This is a genomic window from Streptomyces sp. NBRC 110035 (genome assembly GCF_000829695.1).
In the GTDB taxonomy this organism is placed as follows: domain Bacteria; phylum Actinomycetota; class Actinomycetes; order Streptomycetales; family Streptomycetaceae; genus Streptomyces.
This window is the reverse complement of record NZ_BBNN01000016.1, coordinates 351,460-378,273: the sequence shown is the minus strand read 5'-3', so window position 1 is coordinate 378,273 and position 26,814 is coordinate 351,460. Positions and strand designations below refer to the sequence as shown.

Annotated in this window: 19 protein-coding genes and 2 pseudogenes; 8 read left to right on the top strand and 13 right to left on the bottom strand. The window is 70.7% G+C overall.

What is annotated here, in order from left to right:
- Positions 1 to 39: 39 nt before the first annotated feature.
- From TU30_RS04220 to TU30_RS04190, 7 genes are all read right to left on the bottom strand, one after another.
- Positions 40 to 1,011: an LD-carboxypeptidase gene (locus TU30_RS04220; protein WP_370626552.1), complete on the bottom strand. Its 972-nt coding sequence runs from the start codon at positions 1,009 to 1,011 to the stop codon at positions 40 to 42.
- Positions 1,008 to 2,990 (bottom strand): prolyl oligopeptidase family serine peptidase, encoded by a 1,983-nt coding sequence (locus tag TU30_RS04215; RefSeq protein WP_042164615.1) that lies wholly within the window; start codon positions 2,988 to 2,990, stop codon positions 1,008 to 1,010. The genes TU30_RS04220 and TU30_RS04215 overlap by 4 nt, the downstream gene beginning before the upstream one ends.
- 16 nt (positions 2,991 to 3,006) lie before the next feature.
- Complete coding sequence (locus TU30_RS04210) at positions 3,007 to 4,311, bottom strand: M20/M25/M40 family metallo-hydrolase (RefSeq protein ID WP_042164613.1); 1,305 nt, start codon at positions 4,309 to 4,311, stop codon at positions 3,007 to 3,009.
- Positions 4,304 to 5,137 (bottom strand): M55 family metallopeptidase, encoded by an 834-nt coding sequence (locus TU30_RS04205; RefSeq protein ID WP_042164610.1) that lies wholly within the window; start codon positions 5,135 to 5,137, stop codon positions 4,304 to 4,306. Before TU30_RS04205 ends, TU30_RS04210 begins: the two co-directional genes overlap by 8 nt.
- Before the next feature lie 156 nt (positions 5,138 to 5,293).
- Positions 5,294 to 6,019 (bottom strand): class I SAM-dependent methyltransferase, encoded by a 726-nt coding sequence (locus TU30_RS04200; RefSeq protein WP_042164608.1) that lies wholly within the window; start codon positions 6,017 to 6,019, stop codon positions 5,294 to 5,296.
- 229 nt (positions 6,020 to 6,248) lie between these two features.
- Positions 6,249 to 8,762: a SpoIIE family protein phosphatase gene (locus tag TU30_RS04195; RefSeq protein ID WP_042164606.1), complete on the bottom strand. Its 2,514-nt coding sequence runs from the start codon at positions 8,760 to 8,762 to the stop codon at positions 6,249 to 6,251.
- 232 nt (positions 8,763 to 8,994) lie between these two features.
- Positions 8,995 to 9,438 carry an SRPBCC family protein gene (locus TU30_RS04190; RefSeq protein WP_042164604.1) on the bottom strand — a complete coding sequence of 148 codons (444 nt, stop codon included), beginning with the start codon at positions 9,436 to 9,438 and terminating at the stop codon, positions 8,995 to 8,997.
- A gap of 174 nt (positions 9,439 to 9,612) precedes the next feature.
- Here TU30_RS04190 and TU30_RS04185 point away from each other — a divergent pair.
- The 8 genes and pseudogenes from TU30_RS04185 to TU30_RS04150 all read left to right on the top strand — a co-directional run.
- A pseudogene (locus TU30_RS04185) lies at positions 9,613 to 9,825 on the top strand (radical SAM protein); the annotation flags it as partial.
- 994 nt (positions 9,826 to 10,819) lie between these two features.
- Entirely contained in the window at positions 10,820 to 13,279 is a 2,460-nt protein-coding gene (locus TU30_RS33630) for a nucleoside hydrolase-like domain-containing protein (protein WP_078878098.1), read from the top strand.
- Positions 13,280 to 13,559: 280 nt separating this feature from the next.
- Positions 13,560 to 14,570 (top strand): sugar phosphate isomerase/epimerase, encoded by a 1,011-nt coding sequence (locus tag TU30_RS04175; RefSeq protein ID WP_042164600.1) that lies wholly within the window; start codon positions 13,560 to 13,562, stop codon positions 14,568 to 14,570.
- A 52-nt stretch (positions 14,571 to 14,622) separates the two neighbouring features.
- Positions 14,623 to 15,417 carry a DUF2291 family protein gene (locus tag TU30_RS04170; protein WP_141713722.1) on the top strand — a complete coding sequence of 265 codons (795 nt, stop codon included), beginning with the start codon at positions 14,623 to 14,625 and terminating at the stop codon, positions 15,415 to 15,417.
- The gene (locus TU30_RS04165; protein WP_042164598.1) at positions 15,414 to 16,970 is read left to right on the top strand and encodes a sugar ABC transporter ATP-binding protein; all 1,557 of its coding nucleotides are present in this window, start codon (positions 15,414 to 15,416) and stop codon (positions 16,968 to 16,970) included. Before TU30_RS04170 ends, TU30_RS04165 begins: the two co-directional genes overlap by 4 nt.
- Complete coding sequence (locus tag TU30_RS04160; RefSeq protein ID WP_052479741.1) at positions 16,963 to 18,096, top strand: ABC transporter permease; 1,134 nt, start codon at positions 16,963 to 16,965, stop codon at positions 18,094 to 18,096. The genes TU30_RS04165 and TU30_RS04160 overlap by 8 nt, the downstream gene beginning before the upstream one ends.
- A 106-nt stretch (positions 18,097 to 18,202) precedes the next feature.
- Entirely contained in the window at positions 18,203 to 19,195 is a 993-nt protein-coding gene (locus tag TU30_RS04155; protein WP_199816820.1) for a D-ribose ABC transporter substrate-binding protein, read from the top strand.
- A 126-nt stretch (positions 19,196 to 19,321) separates the two neighbouring features.
- Positions 19,322 to 20,290 carry a sugar-binding transcriptional regulator gene (locus TU30_RS04150; RefSeq protein ID WP_234307765.1) on the top strand — a complete coding sequence of 323 codons (969 nt, stop codon included), beginning with the start codon at positions 19,322 to 19,324 and terminating at the stop codon, positions 20,288 to 20,290.
- A 163-nt stretch (positions 20,291 to 20,453) separates the two neighbouring features.
- On the opposite strand, the gene TU30_RS04145 is transcribed toward TU30_RS04150, so the two are convergent.
- The 6 genes and pseudogenes from TU30_RS04145 to TU30_RS36865 form a co-directional block, all read right to left on the bottom strand.
- Positions 20,454 to 21,962 (bottom strand): glycerol kinase, encoded by a 1,509-nt coding sequence (locus TU30_RS04145; RefSeq protein ID WP_042164592.1) that lies wholly within the window; start codon positions 21,960 to 21,962, stop codon positions 20,454 to 20,456.
- Positions 21,959 to 22,924: a transketolase family protein gene (locus TU30_RS04140; RefSeq protein ID WP_042164589.1), complete on the bottom strand. Its 966-nt coding sequence runs from the start codon at positions 22,922 to 22,924 to the stop codon at positions 21,959 to 21,961. Before TU30_RS04140 ends, TU30_RS04145 begins: the two co-directional genes overlap by 4 nt.
- Positions 22,921 to 23,802 carry a transketolase gene (locus TU30_RS04135; RefSeq protein ID WP_042164587.1) on the bottom strand — a complete coding sequence of 294 codons (882 nt, stop codon included), beginning with the start codon at positions 23,800 to 23,802 and terminating at the stop codon, positions 22,921 to 22,923. Before TU30_RS04135 ends, TU30_RS04140 begins: the two co-directional genes overlap by 4 nt.
- A 450-nt stretch (positions 23,803 to 24,252) precedes the next feature.
- A pseudogene (locus tag TU30_RS38200) lies at positions 24,253 to 24,460 on the bottom strand (hypothetical protein); the annotation flags it as partial.
- Between the two features lie 109 nt (positions 24,461 to 24,569).
- Entirely contained in the window at positions 24,570 to 26,144 is a 1,575-nt protein-coding gene (locus TU30_RS04130; protein ID WP_042164584.1) for a DUF4038 domain-containing protein, read from the bottom strand.
- Positions 26,145 to 26,228: 84 nt separating this feature from the next.
- Complete coding sequence (locus TU30_RS36865; RefSeq protein WP_052479740.1) at positions 26,229 to 26,810, bottom strand: hypothetical protein; 582 nt, start codon at positions 26,808 to 26,810, stop codon at positions 26,229 to 26,231.
- Positions 26,811 to 26,814 lie beyond the last annotated feature (4 nt).

The following is a 26,814-nucleotide window of genomic DNA, read 5'->3' as shown; positions in this document are numbered from 1 at the left end:
GACGGGTGCCCGATGCCCGCTGCCGCGCGCCGGACGGGCTCAGTCCAGCGCCGGTTCGTCGAGCGTCAGGGTGCCCGCGTCCGCGTCCAGTTCGGCCGTCGCGCCGAACGGCACGGTGAGCGCCCCGTCGCAGTGCCCGAACCCGAACTGCTCGGCCACGGGCACGCCGAGACCGCCGAGCCGGTCGGCGAGCAGGGCCCGCACCTTCTCGTACGGGCCGCACTGCGCCCAGGAGCCGAGCAGCAGCCCCGCCACGCCGTCGAGCCGGCCGGCCCGCAGCAGCTGGGTGAGGTAGCGGTCGAGGCGGTACGGCTCCTCCCCCACGTCCTCCAGGCACAGCAGGCCGCCGCGCGCGGAGGATCTGCTGTGCGGGGTGCCGAGGCCGGCGGCGAGCAGGGCGAGGCAGCCGCCGAGCGTGACGCCGCGCGCCCGGCCGGGGACGAGCGCCGTGCCGTCGGAGGTGAGGGTGCGGACGGTCTCGGGGGCGAACAGGGTGGCCTTGAGGTGCTCCTGCGCGCGGGCGTTCTTGAGGAAGTCGACGCCTGCCGCCATCGGCCCGTGCAGGGTGACCAGGCCGAGCCGGGTCGCGAACGCCTCGTGCAGGGCGGTGATGTCGCTGAACCCGACGAGGACCTTCGGTCCGGCCGCCCGCATCGCCGTCCAGTCGAGCAGGTCGACCATGCGCTGCACTCCGTAGCCGCCCCGGGCGCAGATCACCGCGTCCACCGCGGGGTCGCACCAGGCGGCCTGCAGGTCGGCGGCCCGGTCGGCGTCGGTGCCGGCCAGGTAGTCGAACTCGCCGTGCCGGTCCAGGACATGGGGTGCGGCCACCGGGTCGAGGTCCCAGCCGCGCAGTGTGTCGAGACCTGCCTGCAGCCGTTCCTCCGGCACGGGCCCGCTGGGCGCGACGACGGCCACCCGGGCGCCGGGACCGAGCCGGGACGGCCGCCGCAACGGTTCGACCCGGCCCGTCAGCTGCCCGGAGCGGCTCGGCCGCCCGGCCCGCTTCACCGGTTCGCCCGGACTGGTGCGGTCAGTTCCAGGACCGGCAGGCCCGGCACCTCCAGTCCGAACACCTGGGCGTACAGGGACAGTTCGGCCTCCAGCGCGCGCACCACGGTCTCCGCGCGCCGGAAACCGTGGCCCTCTTCCTCGAAGGTGAGGTACGCGTACGGCACGCCCCTGCCCTCCAGCCGGGCCAGGAACCGCTCGCACTGCGCGGGAGGACAGATGCGGTCGTCCAGGCCCTGGAGGAGCAGGAACGGCGCGGTGAGCCGGTCGGCGTGCGCGGCGGGCGAGCGTTCGGCGTACCGCTCGGGGACCTCGGCGCGCGGGCCGACGAGGCTCTCGAGGTACCGGGACTCGAAGTCGTGGGTCTCCCCCGGGCCCCAGCCGGTCAGGTCGAGCACCGGGTAGACGATGGTCCCGCAGGCGTAGAGGTCGGTCGTGGTGAGGGAGACGGCCGTGGTCCAGCCGCCGGCGCTGCCGCCACGGACGGCGAGCCGGTCGCGGTCGGCGGTGCCCTCGTCGGCGAGGGCGCGCGCGACGGCGGCGCAGTCCTCGACGTCGACGACGCCCCACTGTCCGCGCAGCCGGTCGCGGTAGGCGCGCCCGTAGCCGGTGGAGCCGCCGTAGTCGACCTCGGCGACGCCGATGCCGCGCGAGGTGAAGTAGGCGATCTCGAGGTCGAGGGCGAGCGGTGCCCGGCCGGTGGGCCCGCCGTGCGCCCGGATCAGGTACGGCGGCAGCTCGCCGTCGGGCCCGGCGCAGCCGGGGTTGCGCGGCGGATACACCTGGGCATGGATCTCGCGGCCGTCCGGTCCGGTGAAGGTACGGATCCGGGGTTCGGGGTAGTGGGCGGGGTCCACGGCGTCCTCGTGCGGGGCGCCGATCACCCGGGTCCTGCCGGTGCGGGTGTCCAGCTCGACGACCTCGTGGGCACTGCGCGGGCTCGCTCCGACCGCGACGACGCGCTCACCGTGGGCCGCGAGCGTGGGCGGGAACTCGGTCCAGGGTCCCGCCGCGTCGACGACGTCACCCGTCTGCGGGTCGAGTATGCCGAGCGTGGCGGCGCCCCGGCCGTGCACGACGGCGATCAGACCGCTGTCCAGCGGGGTGAACCAGCGCGAGCCCGGCTTCCACAACGGCCCGCCGAACTCCTCCTCGCGCGGGCAGACGGGTTCGCCGTCGAGGTAGAGGTTCCACCAGCCGGTGCGGTCGCTCGAGTGGAGCAGCCGGCCGTCGTGGGTCCAGTCGGCCTGGGCGACCGACTCGCCGGGGCCGCCGGCCACGGTGCGGGCGTCGTGCAGGGCGCCGTCGGGGGCGACGTCGGCGAGGCGGAGTTCGGTGCCGTCCCAAGGCATGCGGGGATGGTCCCAGGCCAGCCAGGCGACGAGCCGCCCGTCGGGCGCGAGGCGCGGCCCGGTGACGAACCGGTACCGGTCGTCGGTGAGTTCGCGCACGGCCCCGCGGTCGTCGGCGGCCGAGCCGTCCAGGGGGACGGCGGCCAGGACGCGGCGCACGTCACCTGGTCCGTCCCCGGTGAACTCCTCCAGGACGCACCACACCTCGCCGCGGTCCGGCAGCAGGGTCGGCTCGGCCCAGCGCAGTCCCTGCCCCACCGGGGAGACGGGGGTCAGCGGACGCGGCTCACCGCCCGGTTCGTACCGGTAGAGGCGCTGGTCGGCGAAGTCGACGAACACCACGAGCGGGTCGTCGTCCCGCACGAACCCGGCCCAGGGCCGTCCGCCGTACTCGTGGAGCCGGCTGCGCACGTTCCACGGGGCGGGCAGGACGGGCTCCTCGGCGCCGTCGGGGTGCCGGCGCACCAGGGTGCGGCGGCCGCCCTCGGCGGGCCGGGGCTCGGTCCACCACACCTCGTCCCCCACGAACCCCACGTACTCGGGGCTCCCGTCGTGCGCCGCGGCCGTGGCCGCGTCGACGGGCGAGGGCCACTCGCCGTACGGCAGGGTCCGCACCGTCTCCCCCATGTGCTCCCCCATCCGCTCAGGCCGTCCGCAGGAACCGGTCGAGGACACGGACACCGAAGTGGAGCGCCTCGACGGGGACGCGCTCGTCGACCCCGTGGAAGAGGGCCTGGTAGTCGAAGCCCTCCGGCAGCCTCAGCGGGGCGAAGCCGTAGCCGGTGATGCCGAGGCGGGAGAACTGCTTGGCGTCCGTGCCGCCGGACATGCAGTACGGCACGGGGTGCCCCTCGGGTGCGAACTCCCGCACGGCGGCCCGCATCCGGGCGAACGTCGTCGAGTCCACCGGCGACTGGAGGGCCGGCTCGCGATGGTGGAACTCCCAGTCCACGTCGGGCCCGGTGAGCCGGTCCAGGGTGGCGCGGAAATCGTCCTCGCCACCGGGCAGGATCCGTCCGTCGATGTACGCCTCGGCCTGGCCGGGGATCACGTTGACCTTGTAGCCGGCGTCCAGCATCGTCGGGTTGCTGCTGTTGCGGACCGTGTGCTCGACGAGTTTCGCGGCCGGGCCCAGCTTGGTGAGCAGCGTGTCCACATCGGACAGGTCGGGGTCGACGCCGTAGAGGGCGGCGAGTTCGGTGAGTGCCGCGCGGACGGTCGGGGTGAGGCGCAGCGGCCACTCGTGCTCGCCGATGCGGGTGACGGCGGCGGCGAGGCGGGTCACCGCGTTGTCCCGGTTGACCTTGGAGCCGTGGCCGGCCCGCCCGCGCGCGGTGAGCTTGAGCCAGGCCGTGCCGCGCTCCCCGGCGGCGATCGGGTAGAGCTGCCGGCCGGCGCCGTCGTGGACGGTGTAGGCGCCCGACTCGCTGACGCCCTCGGTGCAGCCCTCGAAGAGTTGCGGGTGCCGGTCGGCGAGGAAGCCGGAGCCGTCCTCGGCGCTGGCCTCCTCGTCGGCGGTGAAGGCGATCACGATGTCGCGCCGGGGCCGCACTCCCTGGCGGGCCCAGGCCCGCACCACGGCGAGGACCATCGCGTCCATGTTCTTCATGTCGACGGCGCCGCGCCCCCAGACCACCCCGTCGCGCACCTCGCCGGAGAACGGGTGCACGCTCCAGTCGGCGGCCTCGGCCGGTACGACGTCGAGGTGGCCGTGGACGAGGAGCGCGTCGGCCGTCGGGTCGGTGCCCACGAGGCGCGCGACGACGTTGGTCCGGCCGGGGGTGCGCTCGAGCAGCACCGGTTCCAGGCCCGCTCCGGCCAGCCGCTCCGCCGCGTACTCGGCGGCGGGCCGCTCCCGGCAGTCACCGCCGCCCCGGTTCGTGGTGTCGATCCTGATGAGGTCGGACGTGAAGGTCACGACCTCGTCCAGGGCGCGTTCGTCAGCCATACTGCTCCTCCACCGCGGCCGAGGCGATCGTGGTGACCGCCTTGAAGGTGCGGATCCCGTCGTACATGGTTCCGCTGGTGTACGCCACTTTCCGCTCGCCGGTCCGGGCCACGCCCGGCACGACGGTGGCGGCCATGGCCAGATGCTCTGCGTCGAACTCCACCACGACGGTGAAGGGGCTCTTGGCCACCGGCTCGTGGCGCACCGCGAGCGCGGCGGCGTCCTTGGCCGCCGCGCGGATGTCGGAGGCCGTCCGGGCGGGCGTCCGGCACACGGCCGCGTACCGCGACACGTGGTCCTTGACCGCGACCTTCAGCGCCCCGGGCGCGTAGCCGAGTGCGTCCTCGCAGGCCACGTCGTCACCGGTCACCAGGACGACCGGCACTCCGTACTCGGCGACGACGGCCGCGTTGAGCAGGCCCTCGCTCGCCCGTTCGCCGTTCAGCCACACGCCGGTGACGGAGTTGGCGAGGAAGGTGTGGGCGAGGACGCCCTCCATGCCGGCGCCCGCGTGGTAGCCGACGAACGCGATGCCGTCCACGTCTCCGTGCTGCACGCCTTCGACCATGGACAGGGACTTGTGCCTCCCGGTGAGCATCTCGGCCCGCTCGTCGAGCCGCTCCAGCAGGAGATTGCGCATGCTCCAGTGCGCCTCGTTGATCAGCACCTCGTCGGCACCGCCGTCGAAGAAACCGCGCACGGCGGCGTCGACATCGGAGGTGAACATGGACCGGCAGCGCTCCCACTGAGGGGTGCCCGGCAGCACGTCGGCCGGCCAGGTGACACCGGTGGCGCCCTCCATGTCGGCGCTGATGAGGATCTTCATGCGCCTCACGCTACGTCGTGCCGCCAAAGCTCTGCCAGACCTGTGGAAAACTCCCACCGGCCCGGACCAATGACGGTACAGAACGCACGGAACCGCCTCCCACCGGCCCTTATGTCTCCAGCGCCTATGCCTGCATGCCCTGTGCCGCGCCCCGGGTCATCCGGCGCGCCCGGTCACATACCAGGCGGACGGCAGTTCGATACGGGAGCCGTCGGGCGCGTACTCCGTCGTGGTGAGGGGCGCGGTGCCGCTCGCCAGCAGGGTCAGCCCGGCCGCAGCCAGGAACTCCGGCACAGCGTCGTCGGCCACCTCGACGGGGGCTATGCCGTGCCGGAAGACCGCCACCACCTTGGGCGGCGGCCCGGCGGGCGATGCCGTGAGGCTCTGCAGCAACGGCCCGGCTGCCTCGGAGGGCTCGACGAGGAACGCACGGCCGCGGTCGCCGATCAGGGTGGCGACGCCGTCCGCCAGGGACTGCCGGTCGTCGGCCTCGCACTGGTGCAGCACGCCCCGCACATAGACGTTGACGTCGCCGAGTTCCGCGTGCAGGTCCTGCGCCCCACCCTTGCCCGCGGCGTCCAGTTGCCGGTAGGCGGCCCGGCCGGCCGCGTCGGCACGCCGGGCGTGGTCCAGGGCGGCGGCGGACAGGTCGGCGCCGACGACATGCGGGAAGCGGTCCGCGAGGAAGCGGGTCTGGGTGCCGTTGCCGCAGCCCAGGTCGACCAGGGGCAGACCGGGATCGGACAGATACGGTTCGAACAGGGCCAGGTGGCGGGCCACGGTCAGGGTGGGTTCCGCGTCCCAGAGCACTCTCCCCTGCCCGTCCGGCGCCTCGCGCCAGAAGCCCTCCCACGCCTCCCGGTACCGACTGGTCACGCTCATGCCCAACTCCCCAGGGTGTGAAGCGAATCCGCCCGTGTGGCGGGCCAGTACGGTGTATCGCGCGCCGGGGCGCGCCGACAAGGACACGGCGCGTTCCTTCACGCCTCGTTCGCCTCGGGTGAGCCCCCGTTCGTCTCGAGTGCGCCCTTGTTCGCGTCGCGTGGACCCGCTCGCGTCGGGTGAGCGGTGAGACCGGAGAGCCGAGGTGCGGGACGGGGAGTGTGCCGGATCAACGGCGCGGCAGCGTCAGTTCGAACCAGACGCTCTTGCCGGACCCGGTCCGGCTGGTGCCCCACTCCCGTGCGAGCCTGCTGACCACCCGCAGCCCGCGGCCGGCCTCGTCCGTCGGTCCGGCGCTGAGGAGGGTGGGCAGTTCGTGGTCGTCGTCCTCGACCTCGCACAGCAGGGTGTCGCCGCGGACCAGGCGCAGCGCCACGGGCCGGGCGTGGGCGTGCCGCACGGCGTTGGTGACGAGTTCGCCGACCATCAGTTCGGCGTTGTCGGCCTGCTTCGCAAGGCCCCACTCGTGGAGCTGTTCACGGACCATGGCGCGGACCCGGGGGACCTCCGACGGGTCGGGGACGAGCCGCCACTCGGCTACGTGGCCCTGCTCGATGCCGCTCAGGCGTGCCATCAGCAGGGCCACGTCGTCCTTGCGTCCGCCGCCCCCCGCTTCTGAAAATGTCGCAGCGAGGGCACGGATGATGGTGTCGCAGGCGTCGTCCATGGACGCGGCCGGGTGGGCCGCCGACTCGCACAGGGTGGCGAGGCCGACACCGATGTCCTCGCCGCGCATCTCGACCAGTCCGTCGGTGCACATCACCAGCCGGTCCCCCGGCTCCACCCGCACGCGCACGGACTCGAACGGCACGCCGCCGACGCCGATCGGGGCGCCGGTGGGCAGGTCCAGCAGTTCGCTGCGGCCGTCCGCCGCACGGACCAGGACGGGCGGGATGTGGCCGGCGTTGGCGAGGCGGAGTTCGCTCGCGATGGGGTCGTAGACGGCGTACAGGCAGGTCGCCAGGTGGGTGTCGCCGAGTCGCTGGGCGAGGTCGTCGAGGTTTCGCAGCAACTGCGCGGGAGGCAGGTCGAGCCCCGCCATGGTCTGCACTGCGGTACGTAACTGCCCCATCATAGCGGCGGAGTTGAGGCCGTGGCCCATGACGTCGCCGACGACGAAGGCGGTTCGGGCGCCGGGCAGTTTCACCGAGTCGAACCAGTCGCCGCCGACCCGGCCGAGCAGCGTGCCCGGCAGATAGCGGGTGGCGATGTCGCAGCCCGCCATGCGCGGCGGGATGTGCGGGAGCATGCTGTCCTGGAGCGTCTCGGCGACGTTCTCCTGGTAGGTGTACATGCGCGCGTTGTCGAGCACCAGGCCCGCGCGGGCGGCGAGTTCGGCGCCGGTGACGCGGTCCATGTCGTTGAAGGCCTGCCGGCTCGGGTGGCGCAGCAGAATCATGAAGCCGAGGACCACCTGACGCGCCTTCAGCGGCACGACGAGCATCGAACGGCCGGTGATCAGCGGGCGGATGTCACGCTTTTCGAACTGCGAGGCGACGGCATGCCCCATCTGTTCGCTGATGCGCGGCACGAGCACGGGCTCACCGGTGGTCATGCACCGGAAGAACGGGGTGTGGGCCGGGAAGGGCATGGCCTCGCCGACGGGCACGACGTCGTCCCAGCGACCGGGCTCGTCGGTGTGCTCGAGGGCGACCCGGTGCCACATGGTGGTGGTGTCGGGCACACCCGCGTCGAAGCCTTCACCGGCGACGACCTGTTCGCGCAGATAGGTGCCGGCGACGTCGGTGAAGCGGGGTACGACGGCCTTGCCGACCTCGACGACGGTGCGGGAGAGGTCCAGGGAGGTGCCGATCCGGGAGCTGACCTCGTTGAGGAACTCCAGGTGCTCGCGGACGGCGGCGTACTCGAGGTCCTCGGCCTCGTCGCGCAGGTCGTCGGGCACGGGTTCGCCGGCCGCGCGGGCGCGGGCGGCCCGTTCCCGGCGCGCCTCGCGCCCGGCACGGCGGGGCACGCCCCAGTCGGGGGTGACGGGAACCTGCTCGCTCCGGCTGAACTCCATTATGGGGTAACCCAGTTCAAGAATCTGGGCGACGATGCGGGCACTCTCCCCGACGCTCATGCTGGGCAGGATCTCGGGGAGCCGGCGGGCCAGGTCCGCTGAGCCGGGGAAGTCGGTGTGCAGGGCGAATCCGGGGGCGACCCGCTCGAACGCCTCTGCCCCGTCGCCCTGCAGCGCGTCCGCGTCGGCGGCGAGCACCAGCAGCCGCTCGCTGCCGGGACCGACCAGCGGGTAGGCCCACCACAGCACGTCGACGCGGCCGGCCCCGGGCTCTGCGGCGGACTCGGGGGCAGGGGCGGTGAGGCGGGCACGGCCCGCGGCCGGATAGGAAAGGCCCCGGTCGAGGAAGGATTCGAGACCGGGGCCGAGACCGTCGTGGTCCGCGTACGACGTGTACGCGCCGTGCCACCCGGCTCCCCGTTCCCCCTCGTCCTCGGGGAGGGCGCCGGAGACCGGCAGCAGATCGACGGCCGGCCGGCCGAGGGCGTCCTCCTTCGGGAGCCCGAACAGGCGCCGCGCGCCCGTACTCCAGTGCGAAACCAGCCCGACGCGGTCCACGACGACGACAGCCAGCGGGATCCGGCCGGCACCGAAGCCCCCGGCCGCCGTGCCGCCCTCGGCTCCATGGCCGGCCGGCGCGTCCCGCTTGGTGCCATGGTCCATGGCCCAGACCCTCTCTCCCCACGGATCCCAAGATCTGTACCGCTCCACCACCGTACGGGCACGGCTTGTCGCGATGGGTGGCAATACGTGAATTGACCGCCGTTGTTCGCACCGGAGTGCGCTCCACCGCACGGATGTCCGTTCCGGATTCCTCCTCACCTCGCGTGACCCACGCCGTGAGGGGGCCGGCCGCCTCACGGCACCGCCGGCCCCCTCCCCTCACCGCACCGGTCTACTTCTCGACCTCGACGGCGAGCCTGGCCAGCAGCGCGTCGTGGATGCGGGCGAGCCCCTTGGGGGCGAAGGTCTTCTCGAAGAAGCCGCCGATGCCCCCCGCGCCGGTCCAGGTGGTGGTCACGACGACCCGGGACTTCCCCTCCCCGGCCGGGGTGACGCGCCAGGTGGTGACCATGGACGAGTTGCGGTCCTTCTCGACCAGTTCGCCGTCGCTCGGCTCGGTGACCTCCAGGAGGCAGTCACGGACGCGCTTGCTGGTGGCCTGGAGCTTCCAGTGGACGAGGCTGCCCTCGCCGTCGCCGCCCTCGCGGACCTCGTACTCGCTGTACTGCTCGGGCATCAGCTTCGCGCGCGTGCCGCTGTAGTCGGCGAGGGCGTCGAACACCGTCTCCGCGTCCGCCGCGACGACCCGCTCCGTAGTGGCCTCGACCTGCGCCATCGTTTTCCTCCAGGACATGGGTTCTCGGGGGTGGCGGGGCAAGCCAACCACCCCCTCGCCCGGCCCCCCAAATCGGGGGTCCGGAAGTGATCGGGAGTGCGACCGAAACTGTCGTTCGCACGATCAAGGGAACATCTGTTCTATTGTGTGGGCCAGTGCTACCGAGGAGGCGTCATGCGCTGGGAGAACCTCAACCCGGACTCCGGACACAGCCGGGCCGACGCCGCGCTGTTCGGCGCGGAGGCGGTGACCACCCGCACCTTCGACACGCCGGAGTTCGCCGGAAGCACCTTCCACGAGATCCGGAACCGGGCGCCCGGGGCCTCCCGCATGCCCTTCGAGTGGACCGTGAACCCCTACCGGGGATGCACACACGCATGCGCGTACGTCACTTCATGACCCTATTGAGCCCGGGAGGGCCGATGCTCAGCACTCCGAACGCGGACAAGGCCTGGAAAGGCATGACGAGGTCATTCCCGACCCCGGAGGCGCCAGGCCAGTATGCCGCCCCGAGCAAGGCGGAGAGGACGGCTTACGCCGTGCTGCTGCATGGACCGGCAGCGCGCTCAGGCGGCACCGACGCGAGTCAGTGGCTGCTGCTGCGCGACCGCACAGCGAAGCGCCCGTGACCGACGCAGCAGCAGCCACACCTCGAGGAACGCGCCAGTCGCCCAGGACACCTCCGCACGCGATGTGCTGGCCGAATGAAGCCTGTGATCCGGCCGTCGTCGGACCGCCCAACGAGCCGAACGCCACGTCACCCCTCGTCTCCGAGGTAGAGCCGGGCGATCGTCACGGCGCTGGTTCCACGTGGACACCGCCGCGCTGAAGTTCCCCGCGAACTGGACAGCGGGTGTTTACGCTGCCGGGACGAGGTTCCGCCTGAGCAGGGATCTCGTTTCGAGCGGGGCGACGTACCCGTTTCCTCCGGGATCACCCGTCCCGGCATGAAGCTGCCCGGCCGGCAGGGGAACCTCAAAGACGGCCTCCACCTCGGCGACGGCAGGTCCGCCCTCGCGGGCGACGGCCCCCGGGGTCAGCCCTGCGGGGCCCGGTTTCACCAGCAGTGGGCGCGTCGGCCCTGCGCGGAATCGAGTCTCCTCTCGGCCCCTGGGCGGTTACGCGGGGTTGACGCTCCCCTACCCGTCCAGTACATCTGATTCAGGAGTGCACATTTAAGCGATTCTGAATATTCATTCAGCTCGTGACGGTCGGCGTAGCCGGCCGAGGCTCTCGGGTGTGGCCCGTGACGAGGGGTTCCGTCCCCGGGGTTCGCGGTGGCGGGTGGCGGGGCGGTGTCGGTCGGCCACGCGCGGATCTTCACGTCGGGCGTGCCCTTCGGAGTACACGTAAACGCGACACAAGGGAAAGGAGTGAGTGTATGTCCAGAACGATGCATGAGCGCTTGCTGGCCTTATGCGCCGGCTTGCTCGCAACGGTGCTGCTCCTGTCGTTGGGCGCCCCGTCGGCGTCCGCTGCGGGCAGCGACGGCTGGGCTCGGATCGAGGCGGAGGGCCACGACAGTTCCGGTGGTTCGCTCCAGGTGTGCGGCGGGGCCCTGTGTCACGTCAAGGCCAACGCCTGGGTGCAGTACGACAGTGTGGACCTGCACGCGGCCACGGACGAGGTCCGGTTGAGTGTCGCCAACGGCGGCGGCGACACGGAGATCCAGGTGTGGGTGGGCGGGGCGAACGTCGGCACTCTGACCGTGGGCAACACGGGGGGCTACAACGCCTACCAGACCAAGTCGCTGACGCTGCCGAAGCAGAGCGGTGTCAAAGATGTGAGGCTGGTCTTCGTCGGCGGCAACGTGAACGTCGACTGGCTGCAGTTCGCCGGGACGCTTTCGCCTCCGCCGGGAGGGGCGGTGTGGGCGGTGAACCCGGGTGGCGGTGCGTTCACCGGCTCGGACGGAACCGCTTACGCCGCGGACACCGGCTTCTCGGGTGGATCGACGTACTCCAAGGACGTCGCGATCGCCGGGACCACTGACGACACGCTGTTCCAGAGTGAACGCTACGGCGATTTCACGTACGCGGCCCCGGTCGACAACGGGCACTACGCGGTGACGCTCTACTTCGCCGAGGTGTACCACACCGCGGCCGGGGCGAGGAGCTTCGACGTGCTGATGGAGGGCGAGGAGCAGATCAGTGACCTCGACATCTACGCCGAGGCCGGATCCAATACCGCGTACGCGACCCGGACCGACGTCACGGTCGGCGACGGGACCCTCAACCTGCAGTTCGTGTCCAACGTCGAGAACGCCAAGGTCAATGCGATCAAGGTGACCCCGGTGGAGAACCCCGGCGATCCGGTTGCCTCCTTCACCGTGACGCCGAGGAACCCGGAACCCGGTGACACGGTCACCGTCGACGCGTCGGCCTCCTTCGACCCGGACGGCACGATCACCAGCCACCACATCGACTTCGGCGACGGCGCCACCGCTACCGGCAAGGTCGCCACCCATGAGTACGACGCCGAGGGCACCTACACCGTCGCGGTCACCGTCACCGACGACAGCGGCCGTACCAACACCCTGGCCAGGACAGTCACCGTACGGACGGCCGCAGCCACGGCCAAGCCGCGGGTGATCAACATGACCGACCTCGGTGCCGACCCCGACGACCTGCAGTCCCTGGTCCGCATGCTGGTGACCTCCAATGAGGTCGATCTCGAGGGTCTGATCGGGACGACCAGTTGCTGGAAGCCCACCCAGAGCGCAAGCAACATGGCCAACTTGTTGAACCCCAGGCTCAACGCGTACGGCCAAGTGCTCAGCAATCTCCAGAAGCACGCGGAGGGTTACCCGAGCCTCGCGTACCTGCAGTCCGTCTCGAAGCTCGGTCAGGCCGGCTACGGCATGGCCGACGTGGGTGCCGGCAAGGACAGCGCCGGTTCGGCACTGATCATTGCGGCGGTGGACAGGGATGATCCGCGCCCGGTCTGGGTCAACGTCTGGGGCGGCGGCAACACGCTGGCGCAGGCACTGTGGAAGGTGAAGAACACGCGGTCCCCCGCCGAGGTGGACCGGTTCGTGAGCAAGCTGCGGGTGTACGACATCCTGGGCCAGGACGACGCCGGCGCGTGGATGACGAAGAACTTCCCTGATCTGCTCTACATCCGTGCGAAGGACATGGTCTACAGCTGGCAGCCCTCCGACAGCTGGCTGGATTCGAACGTCCAGAACCACGGCCCGCTGGGCGCCCAGTACCCCGACCGGAAATACGCGACCGAAGGGGACACCCCGGCTTTCCTGTACCAGATGCCCAACGGCCTCACCGACACCGAACATGTGGACTGGGGCAGTTGGGGCGGCCGTCTCGACCCCGGGGAAAAGGCCGGTGTGCGAGGCATGTCATGCAGTGGCAGGCTCGGCAATGAGCCGTCCTTCGACCCCTACCGCATGTACAGCGACGCCTCGGAGGGCGGCAGTTCGATAAACCGCTGGAGCTCCGGCATTCACAACGACTTCGCCGCCCGGATGGACTGGGCCACCTCCGGAAGCTATTCCGGTGCGAACCACCACCCGGTCGCCGTGGTCGAAGGTGACACGACCAAGGAAGTCCTGGAGATCTCCGCCATGGCCGGCTCCCGGGTCAGTCTCAGCGCGGCCGGTTCGAGCGATCCCGATCGTAATGCGCTGGCGTACTCGTGGAGTTTCTACGATGAGCCCAGCTCGCACAATGGCGCTGTCACCATCGAGAACAGCACGTCCGCGGCTCCGACGGTGCACGTCCCCTCCAATGCCGGCGGCAAGACCCTCCACATAGTCCTGACACTGCGCGACAACGGATCCCCCAACCTCTATTCCTACCGTCGCGTGGTCATCAACGTGAACTGACACCGATCGCGGTGTGATCACGATGTGCCGGCAGCGTTGCGGCACACCCCGGAGGCGCTGTCCCGAGGCAGCGCCTCCAGGCGTTTTCACCTGCCGGAAGCAAGGAGTTCCCACGGTGGGGACACCGTGGGAATCTGCATCCGGGAGGTACCGGTCCGGCTTCGCCGCACCACACGGCGTGCTGATGCAGACCGGCCGCACAGGTTCCGCTGCCGGAGTGATTGACACCCCTGTCACCCCCACTTAACATCGCCGCATGTCTGATCGGTGGCGCATAAAAATGCAGAGTGACTCGGCTGAGCCCACCTACGGTGCAGGGATCTGGCACTTCGCCACCTACGTGGACCGGTACGCCACCGACGGGTACGGCGAACCGCGAACGGTGCTCGACGCGATCGAACTCGCCGGCAGGGTCGGGAACCTCTCCGTCGTCGACCTGAACTGGCCGTTTCCCCCGGGAGGCATCTCCACGGCAGAGGTAAGGGCGGCCTTGGCGCGGGAAGGGCTGAGCGCGATCGCGGTGACGCCCGAGATCTACACCGGAAAGTTCGCCAGGGGCGGGTTCACCCACCCCGACCCCGCGGTCCGGCGCGACGCCATCGAGCTGGTCGCCGCGAGCGCCGAGGTGGGCCGGGAGCTGGGCGTCGACTACGTCAAGCTGTGGCCCGGCCAGGACGGCTACGACTACCCGTTCCAGGCGGACTACACGGATCTGTGGGACAAGTCGGTCGGCGCTGTACGGGAGCTCGCCCAGCAGTTCCCGGACATGCGGTTCGCCATCGAGTACAAGCCCCGGGAGCCGCGCAACCGGATGGTGTTCTCCTCCCTCGCCCGCACACTGCTGGCGATCGAGGACATGGATGCGGACAACGTCGGGGTCCTGCTGGACTTCGGCCACTCCCTGTACGGCGGCGAAACACCGGCCGAGGCCGCGCGCATGGCCATCAGGCGGGACAAGCTGTTCGCGATCGACGTGAACGACAACTTCCGCGGCTGGGACGATGACATGGTCGTCGGTTCGGTGCACCTGCTGGAGACCTTCGAGTTCTTCTTCGCTCTCCGGGACGCGAACTGGGACGGAGTCTGGCAGCTCGACCAATTCCCGTTCCGGGAGAACCCCGTGGAGGCGGCCCGGACCGGCATCCGCACCATGCGGGCCTTCCACCGGGCACTGGCCTATCTCGACCACGAGGAACTGGCCTCCGCGCAGTCACGCCAGGACGCCCTCGCCGCTCAGAGCATCGCCAAGCGGGCCCTGTACCGCGCGCTGGCCGAGAGTGAAACCGCCTGACCGGCACGCGGGCTGAGCGGGACGGGCCCGGAGCCCAGCAGGGGCTCCGGGAGTGGGGTCGCCGGACCAGTTACCGATCGAGGCGGCGACTGCGGTTCGCACGGCAATGCGCACTGCAACAGGGATTCACCACCGGCCGCATCCATGGGTCGGCGTACGCGAGAACAAGAGGGTTGTCGTGATAACTGTCCAGGATTCGCATGACGGCCGGAACGCCGGGCGCGGCCGATGGCTCACACTCGGCCGCGGCAGCCTCATCGCGCTCGTGCTGCTGGTCACAGCGATCGCGGCCACGACCACATACCGTTCGGCAGACTCATCCGCCGCCGGAGGGCCGGCGAAGTTCGACGCGGAGGAGTACGGGGCCGCCACCTACCCCAAGGCCGTGTCGGCCATCGAGAAGCGCGCGGTCGACATCGTCACGCTGCAGCGTGCGATCGCCGCCGACAGCGACGCCGCAGGGGCCCGCTACGGCACGCGTGAGGGAACCGGCCCGTACAGCTACGCCGTCAGGCTGACCGGAACCGCCGGCGCGGTGCGCGGCGGCCTGCTCCCCGTCACGGTGCCGGGAACCGGGAAGGCCCGTGTCAGTGTCCAGGTCGGACCCGCCGTCAACGGCGCCGCCCTGCGGGATGCGACAGGCTTCATCACATTCGGCCAGTTCACCAACCAGGTGGAATACGCGGATGCGGGTACCGCACTGAACAACCAGCTGAAGAGCGAGGTACTGGCCGGTCTCCGGCCCGGTTCGCTGGACGGCCAGAAGATCACGGTCGTGGGTGCGATGACGCCGCTGACCGGCGATGTCCTGACCGTGACCCCCGTGTCTGTCGAGGCGTCGTCATGACGCCGCCCGCTGCCGTGGACGCACATGACGAGCCGGTGCTGCGGGCGGTCGAGATCACCAAGGTCTACGGCGGCACCCACGCCCTCAGGGGGGTGTCCCTGGACGTCGCCCCCGGCCGCGTCACGGTTCTGTTCGGAGAGAACGGGGCGGGTAAGTCCACGCTGATGAAGATCCTCAGCGCCGTCGAGCCGCCGACCACCGGGCTGATCGAGCTCGACGGTTCAGTGGTCCGGTTCGGCAGCGCCCGGGACGCCGCCGACCGGGGCATCTCGATCATTCACCAGGAATTGAGCCTGTGCGCGAACCTGAGTATCGAGGACAACCTCTTCCTGGGACGGGAACGCACCCGGCGCGGACTCGTCGACAACGGGGGGCAGCGGGATCTGGCCCGGAAAGTGCTGCGGCGCTTGGACGGCACGATCGACCCGGCCACGCGGGTCGGGGAACTCCGCCTGGGACAGCAGCAGCTGGTCGAGATCGCCCGGGCGCTGCTGCAGAACGCCCGGGTCCTGATCATGGACGAGCCGACCTCGGCCCTGAGCACTCCCGAGGTCGAGGTCCTGTTCAAGGTCATCCGTGACCTGACGGCACAGGGGGTCGCCGTCGTCTACATCTCTCACCACCTGGAGGAAGCCCTCGACATCGCCGACGACGTGGCCGTTCTGCGGGACGGCTCCATGGTGGCCACCGCCAGGGCCGAGGACGTGGACCTGGCCTGGGTGGTCCGCACGATGGTCGGCCGCGAGCAGGAAGGGCTGTTCCCCGGCCGCGGGACGCATACCGGTGCGGTGGCGCTGGAGGCTCTGGAACTCTCCGTCGCCGACCCGGGGAGCCCGGACCGGCTCGCCGTGGACCAGGTCTCGTTCAGCGTGCGCGCGGGCGAGACGGTCGGCATCTTCGGCCTGATGGGCAGCGGCCGTACCGAACTCCTGGAATGCCTGGCCGGCCGCATCCCGGCCGCCTCGGGCACGGCGCGTCTGCACGGCAGGCCGGTGACTGGCCCGGTGCGCGGCCGCATCCGCGCGGGACTGGCCCTCGTGCCGGAGGACCGCCAGCGTGACGGCCTCGTGCAGACCATGACCGTGGGGCAGAACCTGTCCCTGGCCGCGCTGACCGGGTTCGTGCGACGACTGGTGGTCGACCGCCGCGAGGAACGTTCCGGCATCGATTCCATGATCGCTGACGTGACCGTCAAGACATCCGGGCCCGACGCCCCCATCGGCTCGCTGAGCGGTGGCAACCAGCAGAAGGTGGTCATCGGCAAGATGCTGATGACCGGCCCCCGGGTGCTGCTGCTCGACGAACCGTCACGCGGAGTCGACGTCGGCGCGAAGGCGGACGTCTTCGCACTGATGTCACGGCAGGCCGAGCGCGGCCTGGCCGTCCTGTTCACCACGTCCGAGGCAGAAGAGGCGCTGCACATCCCCGACCGCCTCCTCGTCCTGGTGCGCGGCCGGCTGGTGGCCGACCTGCGCGCCGGCGAGGTGACCCGCGACCGGCTGATGAGTCTCGCCGACGGTGCCGACACCACGGAGAAGGCAAGCGATGACTGACACCCCGACAGACGACCACGCGGCCATCGAGGCTCAACGTCGCCGAGCCGCCGTGCAGGCCAGGCGGATGAAGGCACTCGACTCGGTCTTCGAACTGCGCGCGTTCATCGCCCTGGGCGTCCTCATCCTCGTCTTCAGTCTGCTCTCCGACTCCTTCCTCACCGCCGACAACGTGATCACGATGACCAAGCACGTGTCCATCAACGCGGTCCTGGCCCTGGGCATGCTGCTCGTCATCCTCAAGGGCGGCATCGATCTGTCGGTCGGCTCCACCGTCGGACTGTCCGGAGTCATCGCGGGCGAACTGCTCAGGGGCGTCGGTATCGGGGACTTCGTCGCCTACCCGCAGGTGTGGGCCGTGGTGGTCCTGTGCATGGCGGCGGGCACTCTGGTGGGCCTGGTGAACGGTCTCCTGGTCACCCGGATGAACGTTGCCCCCTTCATCGCCACGCTCGGCATGATGTACGTGGCCCGTGGTGCCGCTCTTCTGATATCCGGCGGTACGACGTACCCGGATCTCGGGGGCGACCCAGGGACGCACAACACCGGCTTCGGATGGATCGGCTCCGGCCGCCCCCTCTGGCTGCCGGTCCCCGTGTGGATCATGATTGTCCTCGCCGCCCTGGTGGCGGTCGTACTGCGCTCGACGCCGTACGGGCGCTGGCTCTACGCCACCGGAGGCAACGAGCGCGCCGCGGAACTGACCGGCGTCCCGGTGCGGCGCGTGAAGACGACCGCCTACATGGTCGCGGGAGCGTTCGCCGCCCTGGCCGGCGTGATCATCGCCTCGGAGCTGACATCGGCGGCCCCGCAGGCCGGTGAGAGTTTCGAACTGAACGCCATCGCGGCCGTCGTCATCGGCGGAGCCGCGCTGACCGGAGGCCGCGGCACCGTCCGCGGCACCCTCGTCGGCGCGTTCGTCATCGGCTTCCTCGCCGACGGTCTGGTGATCGTGGGTGTCTCCACCTTCTGGCAGACCCTGATCAAGGGCGCCGTGATCATCGTCGCGGTCATTCTCGACCAGAGCCAGCAGCGCTTCAAGAAGCGCGGCGTCGCGGCCTCCACGGCAGCCGTCGCCGTCGAGCCGTCCGGAAACGAACCAGTCAAGGTCGGCTCCGGCACCTGAACCTGCATCCGGCCACCACGGCCGGCTGTCCTACCCAGCCGGGCGAGGCACGTATCCCGCTTCGGGACCGTTCGCCTCGCTCTGGACAAACCCACAGGAGGTCCCCGTGTCCCCTCTCAGAACACCCGCCTTCCGCACGACCGCCGCCGCACTGTTCAGTGTCCTGGCTCTGACGCTGTCCGCCTGCGGCTCATCCGACGGGGCGGACAAGCCGCAGGCGGAGGGCGAGGCGAAGAACAACCTGATGGCCATCATCACCCCCTCGCCGGACAACCCGTTCTTCAAGGCGGAGGGTGACGCCGCGCGGCAGAAGGCGGAAAGCCTGGGCTACCGGACTTCCGTTGCCTCGCACGGAGACGACCCGAACAAGCAGAGCGAGCTGATCGACGCGGCCATCTCCCGCAAGGCGGCTGCCATCATCCTCGACAACGCCGGTGCCGACGCTTCGATCGGGGCGGTACAGAAAGCGACGGATGCGGGCATTCCGGTGTTTCTGATCGACCGCGAGATCAACAAGACCGGTGTGGCCAAGGCGCAGATCGTCTCGAACAACTCGCAGGGTGCGCAGATTGCTGCCCAGGAGTTCGTGAAGGCGATGAAGGAGAAGGGCAACTACGTCGAACTCACCGGAAAGGAGTCCGACACCAATGCGGGCGTCCGGTCGAAGGGGTTCGCGGACGTCATCTCCCAGTACCCGGACATGAAGAGGGTGGCGCAGCAGACCGCCGACTGGGACCAGCAGGAGGCGTTCCGCAAGATGGAGACGATCATCCAGCGCAACCCCGACATCCAGGGTGTGATCGCTGGAAATGACACGATGGCGCTCGGGGTGGTCGCGGCACTGAAGTCCGCGCGCAAGTCCGATGTCGTCGTGGTGGGCTTCGACGGCAGCCCGGATGCCGTCGCCCAGATCAAGGCCGGGAACATGGCCGCCACCGCCCTCCAGCCGGCCGCCCTGGGAGCCGAGAGGGCGGTGGTCCAGGCCGACCAGTACATCAAGACCGGCAAGACCGGTCAGCCGGAGAAGCAATCGATCGACTGCGTGCTGGTGACGAAGGAGAATGCCGACCGGATCAAGAACTTCGCGGAGATCTCCTAGACCTCCGGCGGCGGGGGAGGCGGCGCGGTGCGGGGGCCCGCGCCGCCTCCCCCGCCGCCCGGATAAACTGCACGCTGATGACCGCGGTGCCGGACTGCCGCAGTTCGAGAAGACAAGGGAAATCCGTTGGTCCTCACCTCGACCCCCAGCGCCGACCATCTGCGGCTGCTGGTGAAAGTGGCCCGGATGTACCACGAGCGGGGCATGCGCCAGCCGGAGATCGCGGCGCAGCTGAGCATGTCCCAGCCGCGGGTCTCGCGCCTGCTGAAGGAAGCGGTGGACCGTGACGTGGTCCGTACCGTCGTGATCTCACCCGACGGTGTCCACTCCGAGCTCGAGGACGCCCTGGTGGAGCAGTACGGGCTCCGGGACGCCGTCGTCGTCGACACCGACGGCGCGGGCACGGCCGTCATCCCCGCGCTGGCCGCGGCGACCGCCACCTACCTGGACGCCACGCTCAAGGGCGGGGATGTCATAGGCATCTCCTCGTGGAGCGCCACCCTGCTGGAATCCGTGAACGTCATGGGCGCGAAGACGACGCCGGTCGCCGAGGAGATCGTCCAGATCGTCGGCGGATCCGGGAGCCCCGAAGTGCAGCTGCACGCCACACGTCTCACCAGTCGGCTCGCGGAACTGACCGGGGCGCGGCCGGTGTTCGCGCCGTCGGCCGCGCTCGTGGGCAGCAGGGAACTGCGCGACCTGCTGTGGCAGGAGCCGGCGGTGGCGGCGGTGGTGAAGGCGTGGTCCCGGCTCACCGTGGCGCTGGTCGGTATCGGCGCGTTGGATCCCTCCCCGCTGCTGCGCCGTTCCGGCAACGCCATCGCACCCGAAGACCAGCGGCAGCTCGAGACGCTCGGCGCGGTCGGCGATGTCTGCACGCGCTTCTTCGACGCCGGGGGACGGCCCGTCAACGCCGACTTCGATGCCCGCATCATCGGCATCTCTCCCGAGCAGCTCCGTGAGGTGGACCGGCGCATCGGCGTCGCCGGGGGAGTGGAGAAGATCGCCGCGATCCGCGGTGCGGCGCTCGGCGGCTGGATCAACGTCCTGATCACCGACATGGAGGTCGCGCGCGCCTTGGTGAGTCGCGGCTGACCCGCCTCGTCGGCGCCGCGGCGGCATCGACGCGCCGGAAGAGCCCGCGGCGGAGCTCGTCCGCTGGGCAGTGCCCGGTGTCGGGACCGGTGACCAGCCGCTGTGGTCCACCGGCCGGCCCCGCCGCCCGGAGGGCCCTGTGCTTCGGTGCCGCCCAGAGGGGTCACCCGGCTCCTCCCCCGCCCCCGGGCCGGGCGCGTGCGCGCCGGACGGCGTCGTGCCAGGCGGCGATGCGCGCGCGGTTGTCCCCCGGGTCACGCCGCGGGCTGTAAATGTCGCTCTCGCGGTACAGGTCGGCCGGCTGTCCGGCCGTGAACAACCCGAGAGCGCGCCCGGCGAGGTGGGCCGCGCCGAGGGCCGACAGGTCACGGGCATGGGGGCGCCGTACGACCCGTTGGGAGGTGTCGGCCTGTATCTGCATAAGGGCCGCGTTGTCGGTCGGACCGCCGTCGGCCAGGATCGCCGAGACGGGACCGGTGACCTCCTCGACGGCTGCGATCACATCCTCGACCTGGAAGGCTACGGACTCCAGCGCCGCGCGGGCCAGCGCCGGAAGGTCCGTCCCGAAGGACAGGCCGCTGATGACGCCCTGCGCCTCGTTGTCCCACCAGGGCGCGGCCAGTCCGCCGAACGCGGGCACCACATGTGCTCCGCCGGCGTCCGGGGCGGCGAGCGCGGCGAGTTCGGACTCGGTGCGGCCGACCAGCCGGGCCAGCCAGCTCAGCGTGGCGCCGGAGGAGCGGATGTTGCCTTCCACGGCATAGGCGGGGCTGCCGTCGTCCCACGCGATGGTCAGACACAGCCGTCCGTCCTGCGCGGCCGTCACCGGGTCGCCGACCAGTCCCATGATGGACGAGCCCGTGCCGTAGGTGGCCTTGACCTGACCCGGTGTGAACACCCCGTGTCCGAACAGGGCGGCGTGCGAGTCGCCGAGCACCGCGGTGACCGGTGTGCCGTCCGGTACGGGCGCGAAGCCACGCAGCGGCGGGAAGGGGCCGATGGAGGGGGTGACGGCCGGAAGCACCTGTGCGGGGACCCCGAACAGAGCGAGCAGGTCCGGATCCCACTGACGGCTGCGTACGTCGAGCAGTTGCGTGCGCGCCGCGTTGCCCGCTTCGACGGTGTGCGCAGCGCCGCCCGTGAGCTGCCACAGCAGCCAGGAGTCGACCGTGCCCAGGCACAGTTCGCCGCGTCTGCCGCGCGACCGGTCGGGGTCGTACGCGTCCAGCAGCCACTGCGCCTTGAGGGCACTGAACATGGGGTCCAGCGGCAGCCCGGTCACGGCCCGGACCCGTGGCCCGGCGCCTTCGTCGAGCAGACGGCCGCACCGGTCGGCGGTACGGCGGTCCTGCCACCCCAGGAGCGGTCCGACCGGGGTCCCGGTGGCCCGCTCCCACATCATCACCGACTCACGCTGGGTACTGAGTCCGACGCCGGCGATCCGCCCCCGGGGGGCGCGTTCCACGCAGACGCGCACTGCCCCGCGCACACTGCGCCAGATGTCGGCCGGGGACTGCTCCACCCATCCGGGGCGGGGATGCGACGCCTGGACGGGGGCGGAAGCGGTGCCGACCACGGAACCCCCGGTGTCCAGGAGAAGGGCCTTCGTGGCGGAGGTTCCCTGGTCGATCGCCAGAAGCAGCCCGGTCTCGTGGGATTGCCCTTCCTTCATACGCCCGCGGACCCCAGTACGTCCACGACGGCCTTGCGGATGCCGTCGGCGGTGAGACCGAAGTACTCGAGGAGAAAGGCGGCGTCGCCGGTGGGTGCGAAGCCGTTGACGCCGAGCAACCGCAGGGGCACGGGGTGCCGTTGACCCACCACCGAAGCCACCGCCGCCCCCAGACCGCCGCTGAGGGTGGCTTCCTCCACCGTCACGATGCCGCGTGTCTCCCTTGCGGCGCGGAGTACGGCCTCCTCGTCGAGCGGATCGACGAACGGGCAGTTGATCACCCGGGTCGAGACCCCCTCGGCCCCCAGGGTGTCGGCGGCCTCCAGCGCCCTGGAGACCATCGTGCCGATCGCTGCCACGGTGACGTCGCCGCCGTCGCGCAGGGTCACCGCGCGGCCCGGCTCGAAGGGCGCGTCCACCGGGAGGACGTCCGGGACCTTGAAGCGGGGGATGCGCACGTAGCAGGGGCCGTCCGAGGCATAGGCCCACCGTATCGCCGCCCGGGTCTGCTCACGGTCTGTCGGGACGATCACCGGAAGATCGGCGATCGCCCGCAGCCACGACAGGTCCTCCACGGAATGGTGGGTGGGGCCCAGTTCGCCGTAGGCCATGCCGGGGCTCTGGCCGCACAGGATCACCTTGTGCCCGCTGTAGGCGCAGTCGGCCTTGATCTGTTCCAGCGCGCGGCCGGTCAGGAAGGGCCCCGCCGCGGAGACGAACGGGATCAGGCCGCCGTTGGCGAGGCCCGCGCCGACGCCTACGAGATCCTGTTCGGCGATCCCCACGTTGATCAGCCGATCGGGGAACTCATCGCGGAAACCGACGAGGTTGCTGGAGCCGACCGAGTCGTTGCACACCACCACCACCCGCTCGTCCGCCCGTGCGAGGGCGATCAGCTCCTCGGCGAACACCTGGCGGCAGTCGTGGGTCGGCACGGCGACCGGCGCGGAGGTCTGTGTCACCGGGACAGCTCCGCGACCGCTGCGCGCATCTGCTCGGACGTGGGTACCTTGTGATGCCATTCCACCCGGTCCTCCATGAACGACACTCCCTTGCCCTTGACGGTGTTGGCCACCACGGCCACGGGCTTGCCCGTGACGGAGGGCCGCACGGCCTCCAGCAGCGCCGTGTGATCGTGGCCGTCGGTCACGCGGACTTCCCAGCCGAAGGCCGCCCACTTCGCATCGAGCGGGTCGAGGGTGACGGTCTCCTCCGTCCGGGCGCCCTGCTGCAGCCGGTTGCGGTCCACGATCGCGGTCAGCGAGGACAGTCCGTGGTGCCCGGCCGTCATGGCCGCTTCCCAGTTGCTGCCCTCCTGCATCTCGCCGTCCCCCAGCACCACCACCGTGCGGCTGGTGGAACCGCGCAGTCGCGCGGCGAGCGCGCAGCCCACCGCCACTGGAAAACCGTGCCCCAGCGGGCCGGTGTTGGTTTCCACGCCGGGAACCTTCCGCCGGTCCGGGTGGCCGTTGAGAGCGGAGAGAGGCGCCATGAAGGAGCGGAGCTCCGACTCGGGGAAGTAGCCGCACCAGGCCAGAGTCGAGTACAGGGCGGCGGCGCAGTGTCCCTTGCTCAGGATGAAACGGTCGCGGTCCGGCGCCTGCGGCTGTTCGGGGTCGACCTCCAGCACGACGCCGAACAGAGTCACGAGGATGTCCGTGACGGACATGTCGCCCCCGACGTGGCCCAGCTGTGCCGTGTCGATCATGCGAAGGATACTTCTGCGGATGTCGGTCGACACGGACTGCAGCGAACGGGCCACCTCGTCCTGTCCGCCCTCCCGAATGGCCTGCCGTGCAGCGCGGAACCGCGCCGCGGCGGAGGCGTCTGCCCTCAGCATTGAATATCCATTCAGCCTTGAATTGTTTCTGTGGGTGATGCTGGGCCACGACCCCACGGCTTGTCAAGGCATCACGCATGTCCTTCTCATGCCTGTGTACGGTCATGTGCTCGACGTGCCACGTCCGCCCGGACCCGCCGCACGATCCCGGTGGCGCGAGTCGGCCACATATCCGGTCGACGATGAGGGATTACTGGCTCTTCGAAGTTGGTGGGGGTGATCGTCGGCCGACGCGCCTCGGCCGCCCCACGGAGCGCCGCCCGACCAGGACGTTCGACGGGCAGTCGGCGCGTGCCGAGGTGCCGGCGGTCGGCGGTACCCCCATCAAGTTCGAAGACCCGGGTTACTGACCGATGTCGGGTTTCCGGCCGCGCAGGGGCTCACTCACGGCAGTCGGTGGCTCCCGCTGTCGCCGCCGCAGGCTGTGTCCGTGCAGGTGGTACCCCGGGGGGCCTCGTCCCACGAGGGCGTCCCACTGTCTGGTGCAGGGGATCTCTGGAGCCGGGCCGGAGACGAGCCTGCGAACTGCTCATCGCTGAAGAGAACACCCAGCTCATCCCGCATTCGGATCGCCGGCCTCCCCTTCGGGAAGGCCGCCCGCGCCACCCGCACCGTCCCCACTGGGACCTCATCAGGCACCGTCCGGCCGCATCGACACCCCCATACGGCGACGTCGGCTCCCAGGACCACAACCAGGTCTTGGGAGCCGACATCACGCGAAGGCCCGAACCGACCAACGGCGTCGTGTCCGGCGCCGGGCCGCGGAGTCAGCCGTCGTAGCAGATGTAGACCCTCGGAGCACCGCCCTCGTCGGGGATGTCATCCGTATCGCCGGTGCGCACGCCCCTGCCGGTGGTCTCGCCCGTGCGGGGGTCGATCACACGGTACGCGCGGGGTACCTGAGCGCCCGTCAGGTCCCTGATGCCCAGACGGCCTCCGCGCTCGCAGTACGCGATGAACAGCACCCCGGGACTCAGCAGGCCGCGCGGGGACTTGGAGATCTCCCAGTCGGGGCGCATGTCCGTCGTGGGCAGGCCGTCGAGAATGCGGCCGACGAGTCCGACGTACCGTGAGCCTTCAAAATCCAGCGCCTCGCGCCAGCCCGCCTCCTTGGCCAGGAAGTACGCGTGGTGCCCCGGTTCCCCGGAGTGCAGACGCCACTGCCACAGGCTTCCCGCGCCGTAGACCACGCCCATGGTGCCTCCGGCACAGAGGTTGCTCCATGCCTCGTGGCCCTGCCACCAGCCCACCGCCTTGTCCGGTACGCCTCCACGCTCGTAGGTGGGCTCCCCGTTCGCCACGGCTTTGGCGGGCGTGTTGCGCCACATGTCCGTCAGCCGCTCGGGCACGTGCTCGCCGCGATGGCCGGTCTGGCACCACTGGAAGTCCAGCCAGTCCGCTTCCTGACAAGCCCGGTTACCGGAGAACGGCGCGTAGTGGATGCCGCAGGGCTGCCGGTACGCGTCCCACCGGCCGATCTCCGCGCCGCCGGCCGCGACCTGCGGCTCCTTGCCGGAGCCGTCCGCTCCGACCAGCCAGACCGCCGGCGAGGCACCGTAGCGGGCGACGAGGTAGCGGCAGTAGCGCGCGTACTCCCCGGGCGGGACGACCGCCCCGGAGTCGCCCCGCTGTCCCTTCCAGCCCCATCCCTGGAAGACGGGCTGGAGGACCGGCACCAGTTCGTGCTCCGCCAGGATGTTCGTCAGGCGGTCCAGAAACCGGAAGTACGCGGGGTTGAGCTCATTGAGGTGTCCCTCGGACAGGTCCTCGAACGCCACGTCGAAACCGTGGTCGGCGGTGCGGTCCCGTGGCCCCCGTGCGTCCCTGTCGGGCTGGACGCTCATCATCAGCACGGCGTTGAAACCCTTGGCCTGCCGGTCGGCGGCGTAGACACGGACAGCGTCCTCGGTGGCCCGCCAGGGCAGCGCCCACGCGGTGTCGCCCACCAGGACGGCGGGGGTTCCGTCGGCGTGGACGAGACTGCGGCCCTGCGGAGACATCCGCCAGAAACCGTGCCGGTGAAAACGGTTGCCGACAGCAGAGTGGTCGGCGACGGTCAGCTCTCCCCGCTGCCCGTCGAGTCCGGGATCGGCCGGGTCGGCGACGCTGCGCCAGGTCCAGCGGCCGCCCGCGAACGGTGCGGCGAACCGGAACCGCCAGGTGGACCCCCCGTCCCAGAAGCCGGGGCGGCGTACCACCGCCCCTGAGCCATGGGTGAACTCGGCCCACACCTCCACGTCCGTGTAGGGACGGGCGTACTGCCGCTGCGCGGCCAGGGTGATCTCCACCGGCATCCAGGCGTGGACCCGCTCACCACGTGAGCCCTCTTGTGTCTCCGTCATCTGCCGTGCTCCTGTCGTCCGGGCGGTGGTGCCCTTGAGACGAGGCTTCGGGCCCGTCGGCCGAACCGTACCTTGCACGCAGTGTCATGCCCGAGGGCCCGGCCGTCCAGATCCCTCGGAAGACACGGGATGGACGGGTGCGCGGCAAGTGTGACGTCGGTACCTCGATTTGACCTTGCGGGTGCTCACGCGGGGGCGGCGGGACGGCAGGAGTGCGGCCAGGACGCGGCGTCCGATGGTGCCGACCGGGCCGGTGGCGTCCACGATGATGACGGCGGCCTGGATTACCTGGTCACGGGCGGTCTGGGGGGGGGCGGTGGCGAAGCCGCAGCGGTCCGGGTCGGCGCCGGGGCGGGACTCGGCGGCATCGGCCATCGCTGTGCGCAGGAGTTGGCAGAGCGTCAGCAGCGACCACCTCTCCTGCTCGACGCCGGCGCGATCGCCCGAGCGCAGCACCCGCCCGTCCATGGTCGTGTGGCGGGGTGGGCAGTATGCCGATTCGTGCTCCCACCGCTGGTGATACAGGCTGACCAGGGCGGCAGCCGGATAGCGGCGAGCGTCACTCGGCATAGTGGTCAGCCGGTGGGCGGCGGTGAGTACCGTGTGGCCGGCGCAGGTCACGGTGATCTGCGCGTCGCTGATCCGTGCCGGGTTGGTGCCGATCATCGGC

Bases quoted from the DNA above. Each gene is read 5' to 3' on its own strand.
- TU30_RS04215 (WP_042164615.1), bottom strand. From the start codon at position 2,990: ATGGGGGAGACGGTGCGGACCCTGCCGTACGGCGAGTGGCCCTCGCCC.
- TU30_RS33630 (WP_078878098.1), top strand. From the start codon at position 10,820: ATGTCCAGAACGATGCATGAGCGCTTGCTGGCCTTATGCGCCGGCTTG.
- TU30_RS04175 (WP_042164600.1), top strand. From the start codon at position 13,560: ATGCAGAGTGACTCGGCTGAGCCCACCTACGGTGCAGGGATCTGGCAC.
- TU30_RS04135 (WP_042164587.1), bottom strand. From the start codon at position 23,802: ATGCTGAGGGCAGACGCCTCCGCCGCGGCGCGGTTCCGCGCTGCACGG.
- TU30_RS36865 (WP_052479740.1), bottom strand. From the start codon at position 26,810: ATGATCGGCACCAACCCGGCACGGATCAGCGACGCGCAGATCACCGTG.
- TU30_RS04195 (WP_042164606.1), bottom strand. From the start codon at position 8,762: ATGGACCATGGCACCAAGCGGGACGCGCCGGCCGGCCATGGAGCCGAG.
- TU30_RS04190 (WP_042164604.1), bottom strand. From the start codon at position 9,438: ATGGCGCAGGTCGAGGCCACTACGGAGCGGGTCGTCGCGGCGGACGCG.
- TU30_RS04145 (WP_042164592.1), bottom strand. From the start codon at position 21,962: ATGAAGGAAGGGCAATCCCACGAGACCGGGCTGCTTCTGGCGATCGAC.
- TU30_RS04200 (WP_042164608.1), bottom strand. From the start codon at position 6,019: ATGAGCGTGACCAGTCGGTACCGGGAGGCGTGGGAGGGCTTCTGGCGC.
- TU30_RS04165 (WP_042164598.1), top strand. From the start codon at position 15,414: ATGACGCCGCCCGCTGCCGTGGACGCACATGACGAGCCGGTGCTGCGG.
- TU30_RS04210 (WP_042164613.1), bottom strand. From the start codon at position 4,311: ATGGCTGACGAACGCGCCCTGGACGAGGTCGTGACCTTCACGTCCGAC.
- TU30_RS04130 (WP_042164584.1), bottom strand. From the start codon at position 26,144: ATGACGGAGACACAAGAGGGCTCACGTGGTGAGCGGGTCCACGCCTGG.
- TU30_RS04205 (WP_042164610.1), bottom strand. From the start codon at position 5,137: ATGAAGATCCTCATCAGCGCCGACATGGAGGGCGCCACCGGTGTCACC.
- TU30_RS04160 (WP_052479741.1), top strand. From the start codon at position 16,963: ATGACTGACACCCCGACAGACGACCACGCGGCCATCGAGGCTCAACGT.